At 70.5% G+C, this 17,308-nt stretch carries 20 protein-coding genes; 6 read left to right on the top strand and 14 right to left on the bottom strand.

Annotation, left to right across the window (positions count from 1 at the left end; all coding sequences use genetic code 11):
* Window positions 1–21: 21 nt before the first annotated feature.
* Window positions 22–963 carry a hypothetical protein gene (locus ACQP10_RS00945; protein ID WP_433540692.1) on the bottom strand — a complete coding sequence of 314 codons (942 nt, stop codon included), beginning with the start codon at window positions 961–963 and terminating at the stop codon, window positions 22–24.
* Window positions 964–1,247: 284 nt separating this feature from the next.
* Here ACQP10_RS00945 and ACQP10_RS00940 point away from each other — a divergent pair, with 284 nt between their 5' ends.
* Window positions 1,248–1,547: a hypothetical protein gene (locus tag ACQP10_RS00940; protein WP_433540691.1), complete on the top strand. Its 300-nt coding sequence runs from the start codon at window positions 1,248–1,250 to the stop codon at window positions 1,545–1,547.
* A 234-nt stretch (window positions 1,548–1,781) separates the two neighbouring features.
* A complete protein-coding gene (locus ACQP10_RS00935) occupies window positions 1,782–2,318 on the top strand; it encodes a 2'-5' RNA ligase family protein (protein WP_346018162.1) in 537 nt (178 codons plus the stop codon).
* 163 nt (window positions 2,319–2,481) lie between these two features.
* Here ACQP10_RS00935 and ptsP read toward each other — a convergent pair whose 3' ends face one another.
* From ptsP to ACQP10_RS00875, 12 genes are all read right to left on the bottom strand, one after another.
* The gene (gene ptsP, locus ACQP10_RS00930; RefSeq protein WP_433540690.1) at window positions 2,482–4,134 is read right to left on the bottom strand and encodes a phosphoenolpyruvate--protein phosphotransferase; all 1,653 of its coding nucleotides are present in this window, start codon (window positions 4,132–4,134) and stop codon (window positions 2,482–2,484) included.
* A 154-nt stretch (window positions 4,135–4,288) separates the two neighbouring features.
* Window positions 4,289–4,573: an HPr family phosphocarrier protein gene (locus tag ACQP10_RS00925; RefSeq protein ID WP_389992480.1), complete on the bottom strand. Its 285-nt coding sequence runs from the start codon at window positions 4,571–4,573 to the stop codon at window positions 4,289–4,291.
* Between the two features lie 102 nt (window positions 4,574–4,675).
* Window positions 4,676–5,713, bottom strand: coding sequence for a zinc-dependent dehydrogenase (locus ACQP10_RS00920; RefSeq protein ID WP_346018165.1), 1,038 nt, complete (start codon window positions 5,711–5,713; stop codon window positions 4,676–4,678).
* Window positions 5,710–6,162, bottom strand: a complete 453-nt coding sequence (locus tag ACQP10_RS00915) for a PTS sugar transporter subunit IIA (protein ID WP_346018166.1) — start codon at window positions 6,160–6,162, stop codon at window positions 5,710–5,712. The genes ACQP10_RS00920 and ACQP10_RS00915 overlap by 4 nt, the downstream gene beginning before the upstream one ends.
* The gene (locus ACQP10_RS00910) at window positions 6,155–6,463 is read right to left on the bottom strand and encodes a PTS lactose transporter subunit IIB (protein ID WP_189250402.1); all 309 of its coding nucleotides are present in this window, start codon (window positions 6,461–6,463) and stop codon (window positions 6,155–6,157) included. The genes ACQP10_RS00915 and ACQP10_RS00910 overlap by 8 nt, the downstream gene beginning before the upstream one ends.
* Before the next feature lie 3 nt (window positions 6,464–6,466).
* On the bottom strand, window positions 6,467–7,663 hold the full coding sequence (gene mtlA / locus ACQP10_RS00905; RefSeq protein ID WP_399498752.1) for a mannitol-specific PTS transporter subunit IIC: 1,197 nt from the start codon (window positions 7,661–7,663) through the stop codon (window positions 6,467–6,469).
* A gap of 72 nt (window positions 7,664–7,735) precedes the next feature.
* Window positions 7,736–8,677, bottom strand: a complete 942-nt coding sequence (gene pfkB, locus ACQP10_RS00900) for a 1-phosphofructokinase (protein WP_433540689.1) — start codon at window positions 8,675–8,677, stop codon at window positions 7,736–7,738.
* Window positions 8,674–9,435, bottom strand: coding sequence for a DeoR/GlpR family DNA-binding transcription regulator (locus ACQP10_RS00895; protein ID WP_433540688.1), 762 nt, complete (start codon window positions 9,433–9,435; stop codon window positions 8,674–8,676). The genes pfkB and ACQP10_RS00895 overlap by 4 nt, the downstream gene beginning before the upstream one ends.
* A 419-nt stretch (window positions 9,436–9,854) precedes the next feature.
* Window positions 9,855–10,043 carry a hypothetical protein gene (locus tag ACQP10_RS00890; protein ID WP_179821215.1) on the bottom strand — a complete coding sequence of 63 codons (189 nt, stop codon included), beginning with the start codon at window positions 10,041–10,043 and terminating at the stop codon, window positions 9,855–9,857.
* 227 nt (window positions 10,044–10,270) lie between these two features.
* Complete coding sequence (locus tag ACQP10_RS00885; protein WP_346018169.1) at window positions 10,271–10,747, bottom strand: hypothetical protein; 477 nt, start codon at window positions 10,745–10,747, stop codon at window positions 10,271–10,273.
* A gap of 85 nt (window positions 10,748–10,832) precedes the next feature.
* Complete coding sequence (locus tag ACQP10_RS00880; protein WP_433540687.1) at window positions 10,833–11,492, bottom strand: class I SAM-dependent methyltransferase; 660 nt, start codon at window positions 11,490–11,492, stop codon at window positions 10,833–10,835.
* 219 nt (window positions 11,493–11,711) lie between these two features.
* Window positions 11,712–12,101 carry a hypothetical protein gene (locus ACQP10_RS00875; RefSeq protein ID WP_433540686.1) on the bottom strand — a complete coding sequence of 130 codons (390 nt, stop codon included), beginning with the start codon at window positions 12,099–12,101 and terminating at the stop codon, window positions 11,712–11,714.
* Between the two features lie 287 nt (window positions 12,102–12,388).
* Here ACQP10_RS00875 and ACQP10_RS00870 point away from each other — a divergent pair, with 287 nt between their 5' ends.
* From ACQP10_RS00870 to ACQP10_RS00860, 3 genes are all read left to right on the top strand, one after another.
* Complete coding sequence (locus tag ACQP10_RS00870) at window positions 12,389–12,817, top strand: Rrf2 family transcriptional regulator (protein WP_399498749.1); 429 nt, start codon at window positions 12,389–12,391, stop codon at window positions 12,815–12,817.
* A 90-nt stretch (window positions 12,818–12,907) separates the two neighbouring features.
* On the top strand, window positions 12,908–13,645 hold the full coding sequence (locus ACQP10_RS00865) for an NIPSNAP family protein (RefSeq protein ID WP_399498748.1): 738 nt from the start codon (window positions 12,908–12,910) through the stop codon (window positions 13,643–13,645).
* Window positions 13,646–13,890: 245 nt separating this feature from the next.
* Window positions 13,891–15,447, top strand: a complete 1,557-nt coding sequence (locus ACQP10_RS00860; RefSeq protein ID WP_433540685.1) for a serine hydrolase domain-containing protein — start codon at window positions 13,891–13,893, stop codon at window positions 15,445–15,447.
* 115 nt (window positions 15,448–15,562) lie between these two features.
* Here ACQP10_RS00860 and ACQP10_RS00855 read toward each other — a convergent pair whose 3' ends face one another.
* The gene (locus ACQP10_RS00855) at window positions 15,563–16,006 is read right to left on the bottom strand and encodes a hypothetical protein (protein WP_389992507.1); all 444 of its coding nucleotides are present in this window, start codon (window positions 16,004–16,006) and stop codon (window positions 15,563–15,565) included.
* Between the two features lie 608 nt (window positions 16,007–16,614).
* Here ACQP10_RS00855 and ACQP10_RS00850 point away from each other — a divergent pair.
* Complete coding sequence (locus ACQP10_RS00850; protein ID WP_433540684.1) at window positions 16,615–17,076, top strand: hypothetical protein; 462 nt, start codon at window positions 16,615–16,617, stop codon at window positions 17,074–17,076.
* The last annotated feature ends 232 nt before the right edge of the window (window positions 17,077–17,308 follow it).

The following is a 17,308-nucleotide window of genomic DNA, read 5'->3' as shown; positions in this document are numbered from 1 at the left end:
GGGGACCGGCGCCGGAGCGGGTCACCCGTCGAGGACGCCACGGCGACGCGACCGCAGTCCGATGCCCGCGGTGAGGGTCAGCAGGAAACCGGCCACCACGAACGTCCGCGCGTCGGGGCCGGCCTCACCGCCGCCTCCGGTCGCGGCCGCTCCGAACGGGGTCTCGTTCACCCCTCCGACCTGCTCCACCGCCTCCTCCGCCACGACCGCCGGTTCCGGGGCCTCCGGGCCGGAGTCCGCCGACCGGTCGACCGTGGTGACCGTGACGGTGGGGGTCGGTTCGGGCGTCGGGTCCGGTGTCGGATCCAGGGTCGGGGAGACCGGGGCGGAATCGGTCGGGTCCGGAGTCGAAGTCGGGTCGGCCGGCTGCCCGTTCTCTGAGGCGACGGGGAGGGAGTAGGTCTTCAGGGCATCGGCGTTCAGGACCTTGCAGTGAATCAGCTGTTTGTCGGAATCGGTACCGAAGTTGATGGTGGCCGGCCTCACCGTCGCGGTGCCCGCGTTCCTCGGAGTGGTCCTCAGGGAGACCCATCCCTCCGGCAACTGGAGGGCCTGGCCCGCTCTGGGCGTGGCGAGGTCATTCGTCCCGGTGGCGGAGGTGAAGTTCTCGATCCCGCTGATGGAGGCGTACGCGTACAGCTTGGTCCCGATGGGCAGCCCCACGTCGGGCACCCTCAGCACACCGGTTTCGTCGGCGTAGGTTCCGCGCCACCGGATGGTCGTCTGCACATTCACCCTGGCGTCGGACGGCATCTCCATCTCGACCCTGACCCTGACGTCCTGCTTCTCCCGGCTGGCGGCCACTTCACACCGGTATTCGACGACGTCGGTGGCGAGAACCGTGGCCTGCCGTACTTCTGAGACCGCCTGCCACGCCTCGGAGGCCGCGGCGTGCGCCGGTGGGCAGAGCAGGACCAGGCCGCCGGCCACGGCGACGGCCGAAAGAGCGGGACGGATGCGCAAGACATCTCCTGTCGTGACAGAGGGGCACAGGAGAGACGAGGCATGAGGACGTCCGGTTGACAGCGCCGAGCCCTTTTCATCCCACTGATATCTGCAGAGAAGTCTGAAAGATCCTTCGGGTGATCGTCCACCGGAATGCCGGAGGTAACCCCCGCGGCGGACCCGCTGTCCCCCCGCGGGGGGGACGTGATGGGGTCCGGACCACGTCCTGTTCCCACCGGTGAGGTGACGGCCACGGCGCCTGCCCGTATCGTCCGGTGTGAACGGCGGAGGAGCTGATCTCGATGGGCCTTGGCGCGGCACAGTGGATCCTGTTGGGAGCCGGATGCCTCAACGTCGCGTCCGGGGTCTACTCGCTGGTGACCGGCCGGCTCCCCCGCCTGCTCTTCCGCCGACGCGCCGGCCTCGACCCTCGCCGTTACGGGCGGGGGCAACTGCTGATGTCGGTCTTCCCGTTCGCCCTCGGGCCGAGCATGGGGCTGATGGAAATGCCGTACGAACTGTCGATCGCGGTGATCCTCGTGGGGCTCGGAGCTTTCCTGGCGGGGACATGGCTGACGTGGCCGGGGGACCGGATCCCGTAGCCCCTGGCCCCCGGCGGAAGGAACCGCAGCGCTCAATGCTCATCGGGAGACCCGTCCACCGGCGGCACCGGACGGCCTGATCGGTCCCGCGCGCCGGGCGAGAACCACCGCCATCGGCCGAAGCCGGGAGCCACGGGGGTCGGGAGCCGGCCAGGACCCGACCCGGCGGTCCGCTCCGGCGGTGGACGCGGCAAATGGGTGGATCGCCGTACTCCGTCGCTGGAAACTGGGGGCGTGAAGCCGACCCAGACCGCCCTCATCGTCCCGATACCCGAGGCCGAGGAGGCGGTCGGCCCCTTCCGGGCGACGCTCGACGTGTCAGCGGGCTGGGGGGTGCCGGCCCACGTGACGGTGCTCTACCCGTTCCTTCCGCCCGAGCGGATCGATTCCCGGGTACTCGCCGCCCTCACCGGCACGATCGCGGCCGTACCGCGCTTCGACGTCTCTTTCACCCACGTCGCCTGGTTCGGCGAGTCGGTCGTGTGGCTCGCCCCGCGGCCTGATCACCCGTTCCGCGACCTCACCGCCGCGGTGTGGCGGCGCTTTCCGGAGGCACCACCCTACGAGGGGGCCCACACCGACACGGTGCCGCACCTGACCGTCGGGCACGACGCCCCCGGGCACGTCCTCGACCGCGCCGCCCGGACCGTCTCCGCGCACCTGCCGATCCCGGCCGCGGTCGAGAACGTCCTGCTCATCAGCGGCTCGCAGGAGCCCGGCTCCTGGCGCACCGTCGCCACGTTCCCGCTGGGGCCACGGCCGACCGGGTGACCGGACGACCGGGCGACCGGCTGACCGGGTACGAAGGCTCCGCGCGTGGGTGGGTCATGCCGGAGCCTCCCGAGCGGTCACGCCGGTCCACCCGCGATGACCGCCCGCCGTCACGACGGTCCGTCCACCGTCACCATGGTCAGTCCGCGATGACCGTCCACCGTCACGACGGTCCGTTCGCGGCGACCGCCTGCCGGGCCCGCGCGGGGTCATCGGCCTCCAGGGCGGTCCGGGCGTCGTTCCGGCAGCGTTCCAGGGAGCGGAGGGCCAGCGCGTCCCGGACCAGTGCGACGCTCGGCGCCGACATGGACAGGCTGGTGACGCCCAGTCCGACCAGCACGGGCGCCAGGAGGGGGTCGGCCGCGGCCTCCCCGCACACCCCGACGGGCTTGCCCGCCGCCCGCCCGGCCCGCGCACACTCGGAGACCAGCCGCAGGAGCCCCGGCTGCCAGGGATCGAGCAGGTCGGCGAGCTCTCCGTGCTGGCGGTCCGCGGCGAAGGCGTACTGGCTGAGGTCGTTGGTGCCGACGCTGAGGAAGTCGAGCCGCTCCAGCAGGCGGTCCGCCCGGAGCGCGGCGGCCGGAACCTCGATCATCGCACCGACGCGGGTGATCCCCCGCACCCGCGTCCGCGCGGCGAAGTCGTCCGCCTCGGCCACCGTGGAGACCATCGGCGCCATCACCCACGGCTCCGCGCCGCGTCGCCGGGCCGCCTCGGCGATCGCGTCGAGCTGGATGTCGAGTACGGCTGGCCGCCCGCGCGCGACACGCAGCCCCCGCACGCCCAGCGCGGGGTTGGGCTCCCGGCCCGCCCCGAGGAACGGCAACGGCTTGTCCGAACCCGCGTCGAGCGTGCGGATGACGACCTTCCCGCCCGGGAAGACCCGGAAGACCTCCTCGTACGCCGCGACCTGCTCGTCGAAGCCCGGGGCCTCCCTGCGGTCGAGGAAGAGGAACTCGGTGCGGAAGAGCCCCACCCCCTCGGCCTCCACCTCCGGTCTCAGGTCGGCGGCGGAGCCGATGTTGAGCAGGAGCTCGACCGGGTGGCCGTCGGCGGTCCGGCCGGGGCCGCCGCTCGCGGCCCGCCGACGACGGTCGGCGGTGGCGCGCCGCCGGATCTCGGCGGCCTCCTTCTCCCCGATGCCGGTACGGACCTCCCCGGTGGTGCCGTCGACCGACACCCAGGTCCCCTCGCCGATGCGCGTGGCGCCCGGGCAGGAGACCACGGCGGGCAGGCCGAGCGCTCGGGCGAGGATCGCGGTGTGGCTGGTCGGCCCGCCCCGCTCGGTGACCAGGGCGAGCACGGTGCCGGTGTCGAGTCCCGCCGTGTCGGCGGGGGCGAGGTCGTCGGCGACGAGGACGAACGGGTGGCCGGGATCGGGGACGCCCGGCACGGGCAGGCCCAGCACCTCGGCGACGGCCCGGTTGCGGATGTCGTCGAGGTCGGCGGCGCGCTCGGCGATCAGGCCGCCGGCCGCCAGCAGCGCCTCCCGGTAACCGGCGCAGGCGGCGTCGACGGCGTGGGCGGCGTCCATCCCCGCCGCGACGTTCCCCTCCACCGACTCCAGCAGGCCCGGGTCCGCGGCGATGAACGACTGCGCCTCCAGGATCGCGCTCGCGGCCGGGTCGGGCGCGGCCTCGGCCCGGGCCTCCAGCTCCGAGGCGACGGCCGCCAGCGCGCGCAGCGCCTCGCGTCGCTCCCGGTCGGGGTCGCGGCCCCGGACCGGGGCGGGGAGCGGGGGCGGGCCCGCCATCCGGAAGACCCTGCCCGCGGCCCGCCCGGGACCGACACCCAGCCCGCGCAACGTCCCTGTCACCGGCCCGCCCGATGCCGCCGTACCGGTCTCGGCCGCCGTTCCGGGGTCCGCCCTGGGGTCCGTTCCGGTCCCGGTCCCGGGCGCCGTACCGTTCCCGGCCGTGTTTCCGGGGAGCGGCGCCGTCTCAGATAGGGGCACGGGCGCGGCCGTCGGCTCAGGCATCCGGCGCCTCCTCGGCGTCGAGGTCGCGGGAGAGGAGCCCGGCCAGGGAGTCGAGCGCGGCGTCCGCGCCCGGCCCCTCGGCCTCCAGCACGACCTCGGCGCCGTGTTCCGCCCCGAGGGCCATCACGGCGAGCATGCTGTTGGCGGGGACGGACCTGCCCGCGCCGAGCCGGATCCGCACCGGCACCCCCTGCGCCGCCGCGGCCTGGACGAAGAGTTTGGCGGGCCGGGCGTGCAGACCCGTGCGCGAGGCGATGACGACTGTCCTTTCCGGCATTGTCCGGACTTCCTCTCTGGCGGGGGGCGGGATGGTGGTGCGGGCCCAAGCCCGGGCCCATGCCGGGGCCGGGGCTGGGATCGGAACCGGGACCGGGGCCGGTCAGGGCTCGACGGTGACCTTGATGGCCTCGCCGCGGCTGACGATGCCGATCCCGTCGAGGACCTCCGGGAGCGGCAACCGATGGGTGATCAGGTCGGCGACGGGGACCCGCCCGTCGGCGATCAGCCGCAGGGCCTGGGCGTTGTGCGCCGGGCTGGACCCGTTGGCGCCGACGATGGTCAGCTCCCGGTAGTGCACCAGGTTGGAGTCGCACCGGATGATCGGATCATCCTTGGGCAGGCCGCCGAAGAAGCTGATCCGTCCCTGGCGGGCCGCCATCCGCAGCGCCTGCTCCTGGGCCGCGCCGGAGGCCGCGGCGGTGATGACGACGTCGGCGCCCCGGCCCTCGGTCAGCTTGAGCACCTGGTCCACCACGTCCCCGGAGCCCTCCCCGCTGTGCACGGCGGCGTCCGGCCGTACCAGCGACGCCGCCGCCTCCAGCCGTCCGGCGTTGACGTCGACGAGGAACACCCGGGCGGCTCCGCGCGAGCGGGCCAGCCGTACGTGGAGGCAGCCGATGGGGCCCGACCCCATGACCACCACGTCGTCACCCTCGCCGACCCGGGCCAGTTCCTGGCCGTTGAGCACGCAGGCGAGCGGCTCGGCCACCGACGCCTCGGCGAAGCCGACCCCGTCGGGGATGCGGTTGACGCCGTCCACGGCCAGAACCTTCTCGGGCACCACCATGTACTCCGCGAAGCCGCCGTCGTAGTGGTAGCCCATCGACTCCTGGTTCGGGCAGACCGTCATCCGTCCCCGGAGGCACTCGCCGCACCGGCCGCAGGGGATGGCGGCGATCACCTGCACCCGGTCGCCCGGCGTCCAGCCGCCCGCCCCGTCGACCACCTCCCCGGCGATCTCGTGGCCCATGACCCTCGGCGGCCTGATGTGGTGGTGCCCGTACCTGAGGATCTTGGCGTCGGTGCCGCAGGTCGAGCAGTTGCGCACGCGGATTCTGAGCTCCCCGGGCCCGGCGACGGGTTCGTCGGCGTCCTCGACCCGGATGTCACCGGGGGCGTGGAAACGGGCGACCTTCATTCTTCCTCCTCGATCGGTTCCAGCAGGCGCAGCACCTCGGCGACCTCCTCCGCATCGCGGAGCGCACGGGCACGCTCGGGGTCCATCAGGATCCGGGCCAGCGCGGAGAGCAGCCGCAGGTGGCCGTCGCCTCGGGCGGCGATGCCGACGCACACCGTCACCCGCTCGCCGTCCCAGTCGACGCCGTCCGGGAAGCGCAGCACGCAGAGGGCGTCGTGCCTGACGACCTCCTTGGCCTTCAGGGTGCCGTGCGGGATGGCGACCCCCTCGCCCATGTAGGTCGAGACCGCGCGCTCGCGCTCCAGCATGGCGTCGAGATAGGGGGACTCGACCGCGCCGACCTCCATCAGCGCCCGGCCGCACTGCAGGATCGCGTCGTCCCGGTCGGCCGCCGAGGCGGTGAGCCGTACGGCGCGCGGGTCGAGAGGAAGGGGCGCGGTCTCAGCCACCGACGGTCCCGCCCTTCTTGATGGTGTCGACGAGCCGCGTCACGGCGGGGTCGCCGATGAAGACCTGGAAGGGGACCAGTACGGTGCCCGGAGCCGCGGCCCTGGCGCGGTCGGCCAGTCCCGCGTGGCAGAGCACCACGTCGGCGTCGCCGGGAATGGAGTTGACCGGGGTGTGCACCACCTCCACCCCCGCCCCCTTGAGCTGGCGGCGGACCTGGGTGGCGAGCATGACGCTGCTGCCCATGCCCGCGTCGCAGGCCACAACGATCTTGCGGATGTCCTTGCCGTCGATGCCGGCCATGGGTCATGCCTCCTTGCTGGCGGGTGAGGTGGCGGGAACGGTGCCGGGAACGGTCTCCTCCGGGTCCTTCACATCCGCGTCCGCGTCCATGCCCGGGGAGGTGGACGGTGGGATCGTGGTCACGTCGGCGGTCGCGTCCGCGTCCATGTCCTTCTCGCCCCGGCCGAAGCCCAGCAGCACCGCCGCGACCGCGAAGGACACGGCCGTGGCGATGACGATCCCGGCGGCGGAGGCGAACCAGCCGCCCTTGGGGGTCACCGCGAAGTAGGCGAAGACGCTGCCGGGGGACGGCGGAGCCACCAGACCGGCGCCGGTGATGATGAAGGTGAAGACCCCCGCCGCGCCGCCGGCGATGACCGCGAGGATCAGGCGCGGCTTCATGAGGACGTACGGGAAGTAGATCTCGTGGATGCCGCCGAAGAAGTGGATGATCATCGCGGCGGGGGTGCTGGGGCGCAACGCCCGGGGGCCGAAGAACAGGAAGGCGAGCAGCAGGCCGAGACCGGGGCCGGGGTTGCTCTCCAGCATGAACAGGATGGATTTGCCGTGCTCGGCGGCCTCGGCCACGCCCAGCGGGCTGAGCACGCCGTGGTTGATGGCGTTGTTGAGGAACAGCACCTTGGCGGGCTCGATCAGGACCGAGGCCAGCGGGAGCAGGTTGTTGCCCACCAGCCAGCCGACCGCCTCGCCCGCCGCCCTGGTCACCGTCTGGATGACCGGGCCGATGCCCAGGACGCCCAGTATCGCCATGGCGCCGCCGACGATGCCCGCGGTGAAGTTGTCCACCAGCATCTCGAAGCCGGCCTTCGTCCGGTCCTGGGTGAAACCGTCCACCAGTTTGATCAGGTAGGCGGCGAGCGGACCGATGATCATCGCGCCGAGGAACATCGGCACCTCGGCGCCGACGACCACGCCCATGGTGGCGACCGCGCCCACCACGGCGCCGCGCTGGCCGTGGACCATCCGCCCGCCGGTGTAGCCGATCAGGACCGGGATCAGGACCTTGACCATCGGTTCGACGAGGGCCGCCAGGGTCTCGTTGGGCAGCCAGCCGGTGGGGATGAACAGCGCGGTGATCAGACCCCAGGCGATGAAGGCGCCGATGTTGGGCATGATCATTCCGGCGAGGTGCCCGCCGAAGCGCTGGATCGTGGCTCTCACCCCGGTCCCCTGGACGGTGGGTGTGTAGTCGGTGCTCATCCGGTGTGCTCCTTCCGGGGTGACCGGCGGCGCGTCGGGCCCGCCGGTCAGGGGGGTGGTGGTGCGCCGCTGTCAGCCCCCGGACCACAGCGGCAGGGCGGGATCGGCCGTGAAGGTGCGGACGTGGTCGCGGCGGATGTCGGCCGGACCTGGCATCCGGCTGCCGGGCAGCCCCACGGCGGCGGTCGCCCAGGCCAGCGCCTCGACCAGCGCGGCCTCGCCCCGCGCTCCGGCGGCGAGGAACCCGGCCAGCATGGCGTCGCCTGCCCCGACGGTGCTGCGGGGTTCGGCGACCGGGCCCTCGCCGTACCAGACCTGGTCGCCTTCGAGGAGGACCGCGCCGTCGGGCCCGAGGCTGGCCAGGACCGTGCCCGCGCCCCGGGAGCGCAGCGTCGAGGCGGCCTCGATCGCGTCACCGAGCGTCGTGATCGCCCGGCCGGTCGCCTCGGCGAGCTCCTCCCGGTTGGGCTTGACCAGCGCGGGTCCCGCTTCCAGGGCCTCCCTCAGGGCGGGTCCGCTGGTGTCGACCGCGACGAGGATGCCCGCGCGGGCGAAACGGCGGCACAGGCGGGCGTAGACGTCGGCCGGCACCTCGGGCGGCAGGCTGCCGGAGGCGACCACCCAGTCCGCGGAGCCCGCCGCGCCGAGCACCGCCTCGGCGAGGGCGTCCAGCTCGACCGGGGACAGGGCCGTGCCCGGCTCGTTGATCTTCGTGACCGTGCCGTCGGGCTCGGCCAACGCGACGTTGGAGCGGGTCGGCCCGGTGACCGGAACGGTCACCATGTCGATGCCCTCCGCCGACAGCAGGGAGATGAGCCGCCTGCCCTCCTCGCCCCCGTAGGGGACGACCGCGCGGGAGCGGACGGCGTTGGCCAGCAGCGCGCGGGAGACGTTCACCCCCTTGCCGCCCGGATCGAGATGGGTGGCCGCGGAGCGGATGACGGCACCGCGGTCGAGCGACCCGATGTCGATCGTCCGGTCCAGGCTGGGGTTGAGGGTCAGCGTCACGATCATGCACGCACCACCTCGGGACCGGCCGCCGCGATCTCGGCCGCCGTCGCGGCGTCCAGGCCGGTGTCACTGATCACGAGGTCGATCTCGGACAGCGTGGCGAAACGGGCCAGGTAGGTGTTGGTGAACTTGGTGTGGTCGGCGAGCAGCACGCTCCGCTGCGCCGCGCCGATCATCGCCCGCTTGATCGAGGCCTCGGCCGGGTCGGGGGTGGTGAGGCCCTTGGACACCGAGCAGCCGTTGGCCGCCATGAACGCCACGTCCACGTGCAGGTCGGCGAGCGGGCGCAGGGCCCAGTCGTCGACGGTGGCCAGCGTCCGCCCACGCACCCGGCCACCCAGCATGATCACGTTCAGGCCGGGCCGTACGGCCAGCGCGGTCGCCAGGGGCGGGGAGTTGACGATGACCGTGAGCTCCCGGTCGGGAGGCAGGATCTGGACCAGCCGCGCGGTGGTCGTCCCCGCGTCGAGGATGACCGCGCCGTCCTCCGGGAGCTCGGCGAGGGCGGCCTTGGCGATGCGCTCCTTCTCGGCGGTCATCACCTCGTCCCTGGTGGCCAGGGCGGGCTCGAAGCCCAGCCGCTCCACGGGGATGGCGCCGCCGTGCACCCGCCGCAGCACGCCCGCCCGCTCCAGCGCGGTCAGGTCACGGCGGATGGTCTCGGTGGTGACGGCGAACTCCTCCGCCAGCGCCATCACGTCCGCCCGCCCGGCCTCCCGGGCGCGCCGCAGGATCTCCTGCTGCCGCTCCTCGGCGTACATGGTGTTGATTCACCGCCGTTTCGGTTTGGTTTCATATGTATTTACACCCGTATGTGTTGGAAAACAAGGGTGTGACTCTTCGACGCCCCTCCTGCCGACGGGCACGCCGAGGCGGCGGCGTCCGCCGTCAACGGGGCTTTCCGTGGCTGCCGGCCGAGAACCGGGGGCAAGGGTCAAGACTCGAAGACCAAGGTCAAGGTCGAGATCGCGACCGATGGCCAGGACCGGGACCGGGACCGAGGTCAGGTGCCGGGACCGGGGCCGAAGGTCGGGGCCGGAAGGCAGGGGTCGCCCATGACGGCGCACGGCCATGTGCCCCGAAACGGCCGACGGCACCCGGCCGGGGCTTACGGCCCGGCCGGGTGCCGCTTCTCGTGCTCAGCCGTCAGACCTCCCGGTGGTACACGCGGGAGCACCGCCTACCGCCTCATGGCCCTGTAACGCCTGAGCAGGGCTGTGATCTCGTCGTGGTCGCGTGCGCCGTTCAGCTCGTCGAGCAGATCGTCGGGGCACAACTCGTAGAGGTCGCCCCACCAGCGGCGCGTCTTGTTGTCCCAGATCCGGTAGCCACCGGGAACACCTCTGGCGACATAGCGCCTCCTGCCCATGGTTCGCCACCCTGCAGTGCACCGATCCGGAGGTCAAGCCCGGCGATCAACCGCGCTCCCCAGCGAACGGGGGTGAAAGCTTCTTCTCTCCAAGCCGCAGCACGGCCGGAGTCCGCGGCGCCGGGCCGTACAGCGGTGCGCCGCATCACCTTGATCCTTACGGATTCCCATGGGATCGACCCGGCCGCGCCGCCGTGTCGGAGGGACACCGCGTGAACGCTTACGGCCTACTCGGTATCGAGATGGAGGAGCTGGGAGATGCGCTGGCGGGGCAGCATCAGCACATAGCCCACATCGTGAATGCTCCATCCCTTGTCCAGGAGGAGACGGGCGGCGCTGCGGGTCGCGCCGACCTCGGCCAGCTCGGCTTCAGCGCGCGCCGAGCGGGCATCCATGACGGCCGCCAGTGCGGCCTTGGCTTCCGGGTCGGCGGGAACGACCTGGAAGCAGGTCATGCCGGGCTCGTCCTGAAGCAGGTCGAGGACGCGTCGGGCGATGTTCTTCCTGGCCTCTCTCCAGGTCGCGCCCTCGGCTCGGACGACGTCTCCGCCGGGAAGGTCGCGGGCGACAGCGATCCACTGATCTCCGCTGTGGGTGAGGGTGGCGGCGACATAGCGGCTGACGGTCTCGACCTCGCCCTCGGCCTCGTCGGAGGTGTCCAGGAAGTTGGGTTCATCGAAGATCTTCTCGGCGTATGTCCGCATGGTCGGAACGTAGAGTCGACACGGCTTCCCGTCCAGTGGATCGGCCGCGTGACGATCTCCGGCGCCCGACCGACTGTCGATCGCGTCAAGCCCTGAACGCCCTGACCGCCAGGGCGTAGGGAATGGGGTCCTCGCGCGGCTCGGTCACCCGGTCGATGTTCAGCCCCGCGTCGATGAACGCGTTGATCAGGTCGGGCAGTGGTACGTGGCTCATGCCCACCCTGTCCCGGAGCCCGCCCTCGCGCCACCACGGCGAACGCCTGTGCCGGCCCGTGATCCGGTACGTGGGGTGGATGACCACCGCCCCGTCCGGACGCGGCTCGATGTGAGGACCGTTGAAGCACGGGTGCACGCCGTAGAACAGCAGCATCCCACCCGGCCGCAGCACGCGGGCGGCCTCCCGCACCAGGCCGGCGAAGTCCCCGACATCGGTGGAGACCCACAGCGCGGTGACCGTGGCGAAGGTGCCCGCGGCGAACGGAAGCCTCGTGGCGTCACCCTGCAGGAGTGGAGCTCCGTCCCTGCCACGGGCCAGGCGTAGCTGGTCGGCCGAGCGGTCCAGACCGACGACGATGCGGCCGGTGGAACGGATGGCTTCGAGGTACAGGCCGGTACCGCAACCGATGTCCAGGCACAGACCGGCCCCGGGGCCGAGGAGATCGACGATCCAGACGGCGTTACCACCGGCACCGGGCCCGATGTAACCGTCGTACCATTCGGCCTGGCCGTCATATCGCGCGGTCATGATTCATTCATACACAGGGATCACGCCACGGGCCCGGTGAACGGCACGCGACCCGTCCCCCGGTCCGCCTCCGCCCTCCTTGCAGCCGCCGCTCCTCAGGACGGGTTCGCCATGTCAGAGATCAGCGAAGCCGACCGCGGACGGAGACCGCAGGCGCCCTTGAATCGGCGGGCGCGTCCGGGCCGTTCGGCCCCCACGAAACCCGGCGTGGTTCAGTCGTCAGGTCAGCGCCAAGCACACCGCGAACGGGACGGGGATGAGTACAGCCGCACCAAGCCATGCCGTCGGCCTTCGCCCGCGTCGGAGCGGAAGGACCACGTCGACCACGACCACCAAGGCCACTGTGAACACACCGGTCACCGCCAGGAGAAGCATGACGGGGTAGGAGTGATCGAGGATCGTGTAGTTGCAGTTGGTGAGCCCCGGCTTGGCGAGGTCTTCCGGCGTCCTGCAGTCCATCGGCATGTACTCGGTCAGCAACCACCACGCCAGATAGAGCGGCACGCTCGCGGGCACGCCGAGCCCGAGGTTCACCAGGACGGGTCCTCGGAGGCCGCCCTTCGCCCCTCCCCCGCGCAGGACACGTCCGTCACTCCTGTATTCGGGCATCGTCCCGCTCTTTCTCATGCTCCTGCCGTTCTCCGAGGTGGATCGGAACCACCTCGCACGGCACGCGATGACCAGCCACGCTACTCGGCGAACCTGGGCGGGGGACGAATCCCGGCTCACCGATCGCCCCGGCCTCGGCGGAAGGGCGGCCACCCGGTGGTGATCGCCGAGCTATATGAGGGCCGCGATGTCACCACCCGCGTCCCCGCATCCCTTCGACAGCGGCCCGTCGACGTGGCTTGACCGCCGCACAGCTGTAACAGAAAATGTTACGACAAGGAGGGGTGATGGCGGCGAACAGTCGGTTGACCATCGCGACGCATGCGCTGACGTGGCTGGCGCTGGCGCAGCGTCGCGGCCAGGAGGTGCTGACCTCTGATCAGGTCGCGGCCAGCGTCAACACCAACCCCGTGATCATTCGGCGCAGCCTCGGCGACCTGCGGCGAGCCGGTCTGGTGGAGGTCCGCCACGGCGCCGGCGCAGGCTGGAGTCTGGCCCGTGCGCCCGAGGAGATCACCCTGCTCCAGGTGTACGACGCGGTCGGGGGGGAGCAGCCATTCGGCCTGCACCACACCGAGCCCAACCTGGAGTGTCCGGTCGGCCGAGGCATCCGGCCCGCCCTCAGCCAGACCTACGGCCGGGTTGAACAGGCCATCCGGCGGGAGCTGGCGGACACCTCCATCGCCGACATGCTTCGCGAAACGTTGACGAACTAGTCGCCGGTGCGGCGGTCGAATCCCGCCGCATCACAGCACGACCGTTGTTGTAACAAAGCTTGTTACATCATTGAACGAGGAGTGGATCCGATGGAAGCCGTACGGTGTCCGATCGTCGAACTACGGCAGTACACGCTGCACCCGGGACAGCGCGACGTGCTGATCGACCTGTTCGACCGGGAGTTCGTCGAAACCCAGGAAGCGACGGGCATGACCGTCCTGGGGCAGTTCCGCGACCTGGACGACCCCGACCGGTTCGTATGGCTCCGTGGCTTCGAAGACATGCCGCGCCGCGCGAAGGCGCTGGAGAGCTTTTACGGCGGGCCGATCTGGCGGGCGCACCGCGACGAGGCGAACGCAACGATGATCGACTCTGATGACGTGCTGCTGCTGCGACCGGCCTCGGCGCGGGGCGGCTTCCCGGCGCCGGTGGACGCCCGGCCGGCCCCCGGCGAGCCGTCGGTGTTCCCGCCGTCGCTCGTCCTCGCCACGATCTGGCACGGCATCGGCCCGTTCGACACCGCGTTCATCGAGTTCTTCGAACGGCGGGTCCGGCCCGTGCTCGCCGAGGCCGGCGGCGAGCCACTGGCGTATCTGCGGTCGGAGCACGCCCCGAACACCTTCCCGGCGCTGCCGGTGCGGACCGGCGAGGAGGTCTTCGTGTGGTTCGCACGGTTCGCCGACGAAGGTCGGCTCGACGAGCACCTGGATTCCCTGCAGCGCTCGGGACGCTGGTCCGAGGAAGTGCTGCCCGCCCTTTCGGAGCGGTGGGTGAGGGCGTCGCAACGACTGCGGCTCGCGCCCACCGAGCGGTCGCTGTTGCGGTGAGCTCCAAGGCGGGCGGCCCGGCCTGCCGGCCGAAGGCCGCCGGTAGGCCGGACCGCTGCAGCCACTTTGCGAGCCCGCCCTGGGTCCCGCCATCGACGACATGTGCGGGTACGGTGCCGAGACAAAGAGATCCATGTCCCCCTGACGAAAGTCAGGGTGCGGGCTAGACGATCGTGTCCTGTGCGCTGCCTGCACGGACTTCTACCTTTGGGTTCCCGGTGAACAGGAAGCTCGGAAGGAACCCGATGAGGATGCGGAAGGCCGCGGCGATGGCCGGACTGGCTGGTGTGCTGCTGGCCTTGGGGACTACGACGGCGCATGCCTCCGCAGCGTCCCCGCGGTCTGGAGACCTGAGTGCAAGCACGATCGACGACTACATGCGCGATTATGTCGAGCGGACCGGGCTACCTGGTGCCATCGTTGCCGTCACCAAGGGTGACCGGGTCGTGCATACGGCAGGTTACGGTCACACAGCCGACCACGAGACGATCACCAAAGCCACTCCGATGCCGCTCGCCTCGGTCTCCAAGTCGTTCACGGCCTTGGCGGTCCTTCGCCTCAGCGATGAACGCAAGATCAACCTGGATGCTCCTGTACGGACATATCTCTCCGAGTTCGCCATGGCCGACCCGCGCGCCGCGAAGATCACGGTGCGGCAGTTGCTCCAGCAGACCTCGGGGATGAGCGACATGAGCTTCCCGGAGCTGACGCTCCCCGCACCGGACACGCTCAAGGACGCTGTCGCGATGTTGCGAACCGCTCCGCTCGCCACCGAACCCGGCACCACGATGGCCTACCACAACCCCAACTACGCCGTCGCGGCGCGACTCGCCGAGGTGGTGGCCGGGGTGCCGTTCGCCGACTACATGAACGCCGCCGTGTTCCGTCCGCTCGGCATGACGTCCACCACGACCGTGAACACCACCGGGGAACTCCCCGGCCAAGGCGCGGGTTACATACGAGCCTATGGCCGCGTCATCGAGCGCTCCCATCCGAAGTGGTTCCTCAACGGCGCCTTCGGCGTGGTCAGCACCGCCGACGATCTGGCCAAGTGGCTGATCGCGCAGAACGGCGCCGGCTCTGCCCTGCCCGGGAAAATCCTGAAGACCGCCCAGACCGCCTCCGGCGTGGCCGGCAGCACGTACGGCATGGGCTGGTACACCGGGAAGACCCCCGGTGGAGCACCCCAGCTCCAGCACACCGGCTGGCTGTTCACCCACAACTCCGCACAGACACTCCTGCCCGCGAGCCAGTACGGCATCGCCGTGGTCACCAACACAGGGATGATCTCCGGCGACGACGCGCTTCTCATCACCAACGGTCTGATCGACATCATTGAGGGCCGCCCCGACGCCGGAGCGGCGCCCTTCACCATGACCGCGGACCCCTGGCTGGCCGGCCTGAGTGTGCTCAACCTCGGTCTCGGCGCCCTGGGCGTCCGCCGTGCCCGCCGCTGGGTCCGCCGCCGCGAGGGCCTGGCCGCCTGGCGCCCGCTCGTGAGGCTGATTCCGTACGCGACACCGATCGTGCTCTTCTTCGGCCTCGCGGACCTTATCGGCTTCGCCATGCACAGGGCGGGCACGCTGGAGCAGATCACATACGTGTGGCTCGCGCTGTACGTCTGGGCCGCCACCGCCGCGCTCGCCGCCGCCGCCGTCATCGTCTCCCGCTTCGTGCACCTCGTCCGCGCCCGTGGCCTTCGTGTACGTGCAGCAACGGGTCATTCAGCCTCTTTTCCGGCAGACGCGGACGGGGCGGCTCACCAGACCATGGGAAGCGGTCACCTCTCGTACGGGAAGTGATCAAGGGAGAGCCTTCTTCGCCACAGGCCTGACCTACCCGTGAACACCGCCAAGGCGAAGGCCCGGACTCCGGATCATGGAGCCGGGCCTGTCGCCGTGCAGAGGTGATGCCTTCTCAGGAGAGGGCAGGAGCCTCCGCAGACGGCCAGAACTGCAACTTGAACAGGGAGAAGCCGACGATGTCCGCTGTGAAGTCCTCGTGACCGAGGAGCTTCCTGTGGACCCTGAACTGCCACTGGCGGCCTGGGTGGCCCAGCTCGAACTCTTCGTAGTAGTCCAATTCCCCGGAGTGGCAGCTGATCGCGTGCATCCTTCCCGAGGGAAGGTGAATGGTCCCCGACCAGCTCTCATCCCAGCTCATGGCAGGTGGCTCGCCGTCCCAGAGTTCGTACTTGATGAGAACATGGTCACAGTAGGTGGCCTCAAGCGCGATGGACCGGGGAACGACGTCGGCCCTCTCGGGCCCGAAAAGATCCCACTCCGCTTCGACGTCCACCACTCCCACCAGATACCGCTCTATCTTGCGCGAGTCGAGAAGTGTCTTGATGATCCCCGCCATGGCACTCCTTGAGGGCACGTGCTGGTGCATGCGAGCTGATCATGACGTGCGAGGCTGACAGTCCGAGTCGACTCAGAGAGAACCGCAAGGCCGGGCATCACCCAACAGCCCAATGATCTTGCCTGTCGGACGGTCGAGCAGAGCCGGCGAAAAGTTACCAGTCCCGACACGTCCCGCCGTAGTTCCAATCGTGACCTGGAGAAACGCCTCAAGATCCATCCCGCGTATATCCCACGACCGCGGCCGAGAGCCGCTCACGGCGGCATCCCGCTGCACATCCCCGAAACGATCAACGGCGCCCGACCGAAGGAAAACCCCTGGTCAGGCGCCGTTTCGCGTGGTGAGCGGAGAGCGTGGGATTCGAACCCGCGAGGAGCGTCGCCGGCCCTAGCGGTTTTCAAGAGGGCCGCGTTCCGGGTGGCGGCAGAGCCTCTGATCAGGGTGAAAGCATCATCCCTCACCCGAACGACAGAAGATCATTCCGCACATATCCCGCAGGCTCCTTGGGTCTCGCTCACCGTGGTTCAGCCGCGGATCGCACTTCCTGTCGGCGAAGGTCCTCCTCGCCTCTTGACTTGCCCCCTGAACCGTCCGAGAGCATATCGATCATGCTGTTTTTTCGCTTCCTCGCCATCGGGCTTCTCAGCGGGGCCGCTGTGGTTCCCTTTCTATGGGATCAGCGAGGTGACGAGTTCGAGCATCTGCGCCTGGCCGCACTCATGGGCCTGGACTTCGGCCAGTTCCTCACGGTACCGATCACGCTGGTAGTCGGAGCCTGGAAGAGCGGTTCCTGGAGCGAGCGGCCCCGGCCGGCGCCTCCAGGCTTCGTCCTGGGAGGGATCACCGTCGCGTTCGGTGCTCTGGTCCTGTCACAGGCGATGGCCTCGTCACGCTGGCTCAACGGTCGGCCGTCCGGAGTCGGCGATCCAGATGGCGAGTACGTCATGGCCGCGCTCGCCGAGCTTTCGGGAGTGGTGACCCTACTCGTCGGCATATTGATCTTGATCGGCCGAGGAGTCGCCATTGCGCGTTCCCCGAAGGTGGACATGCCGCCACACGTAAGCCGTTGACCAGGCCAGGAGGACCGAACTTCTGACATCCTGCTTGCAAAAACGCATGCCGATCATGCTCGACCTGCGAAGACACAGATCACGGCACTGATCATGCTCCCCGTGACTCCCCGCTGTTCCCCCTCGTTTCCCGCTCCATCGGGCACGCGACGGGCACGGCGGTACTCCCGTTGAGGCGGTCTCCGGCATTGCGCCGCGCCTCCCCGCATGGGTACGGCTTGCCGTAGGCGAT

This window comes from Streptosporangium sandarakinum (genome assembly GCF_050942225.1).
GTDB lineage: Bacteria > Actinomycetota > Actinomycetes > Streptosporangiales > Streptosporangiaceae > Streptosporangium > Streptosporangium nondiastaticum.
This window is presented reverse-complemented; position numbering and strand designations above follow the sequence as displayed.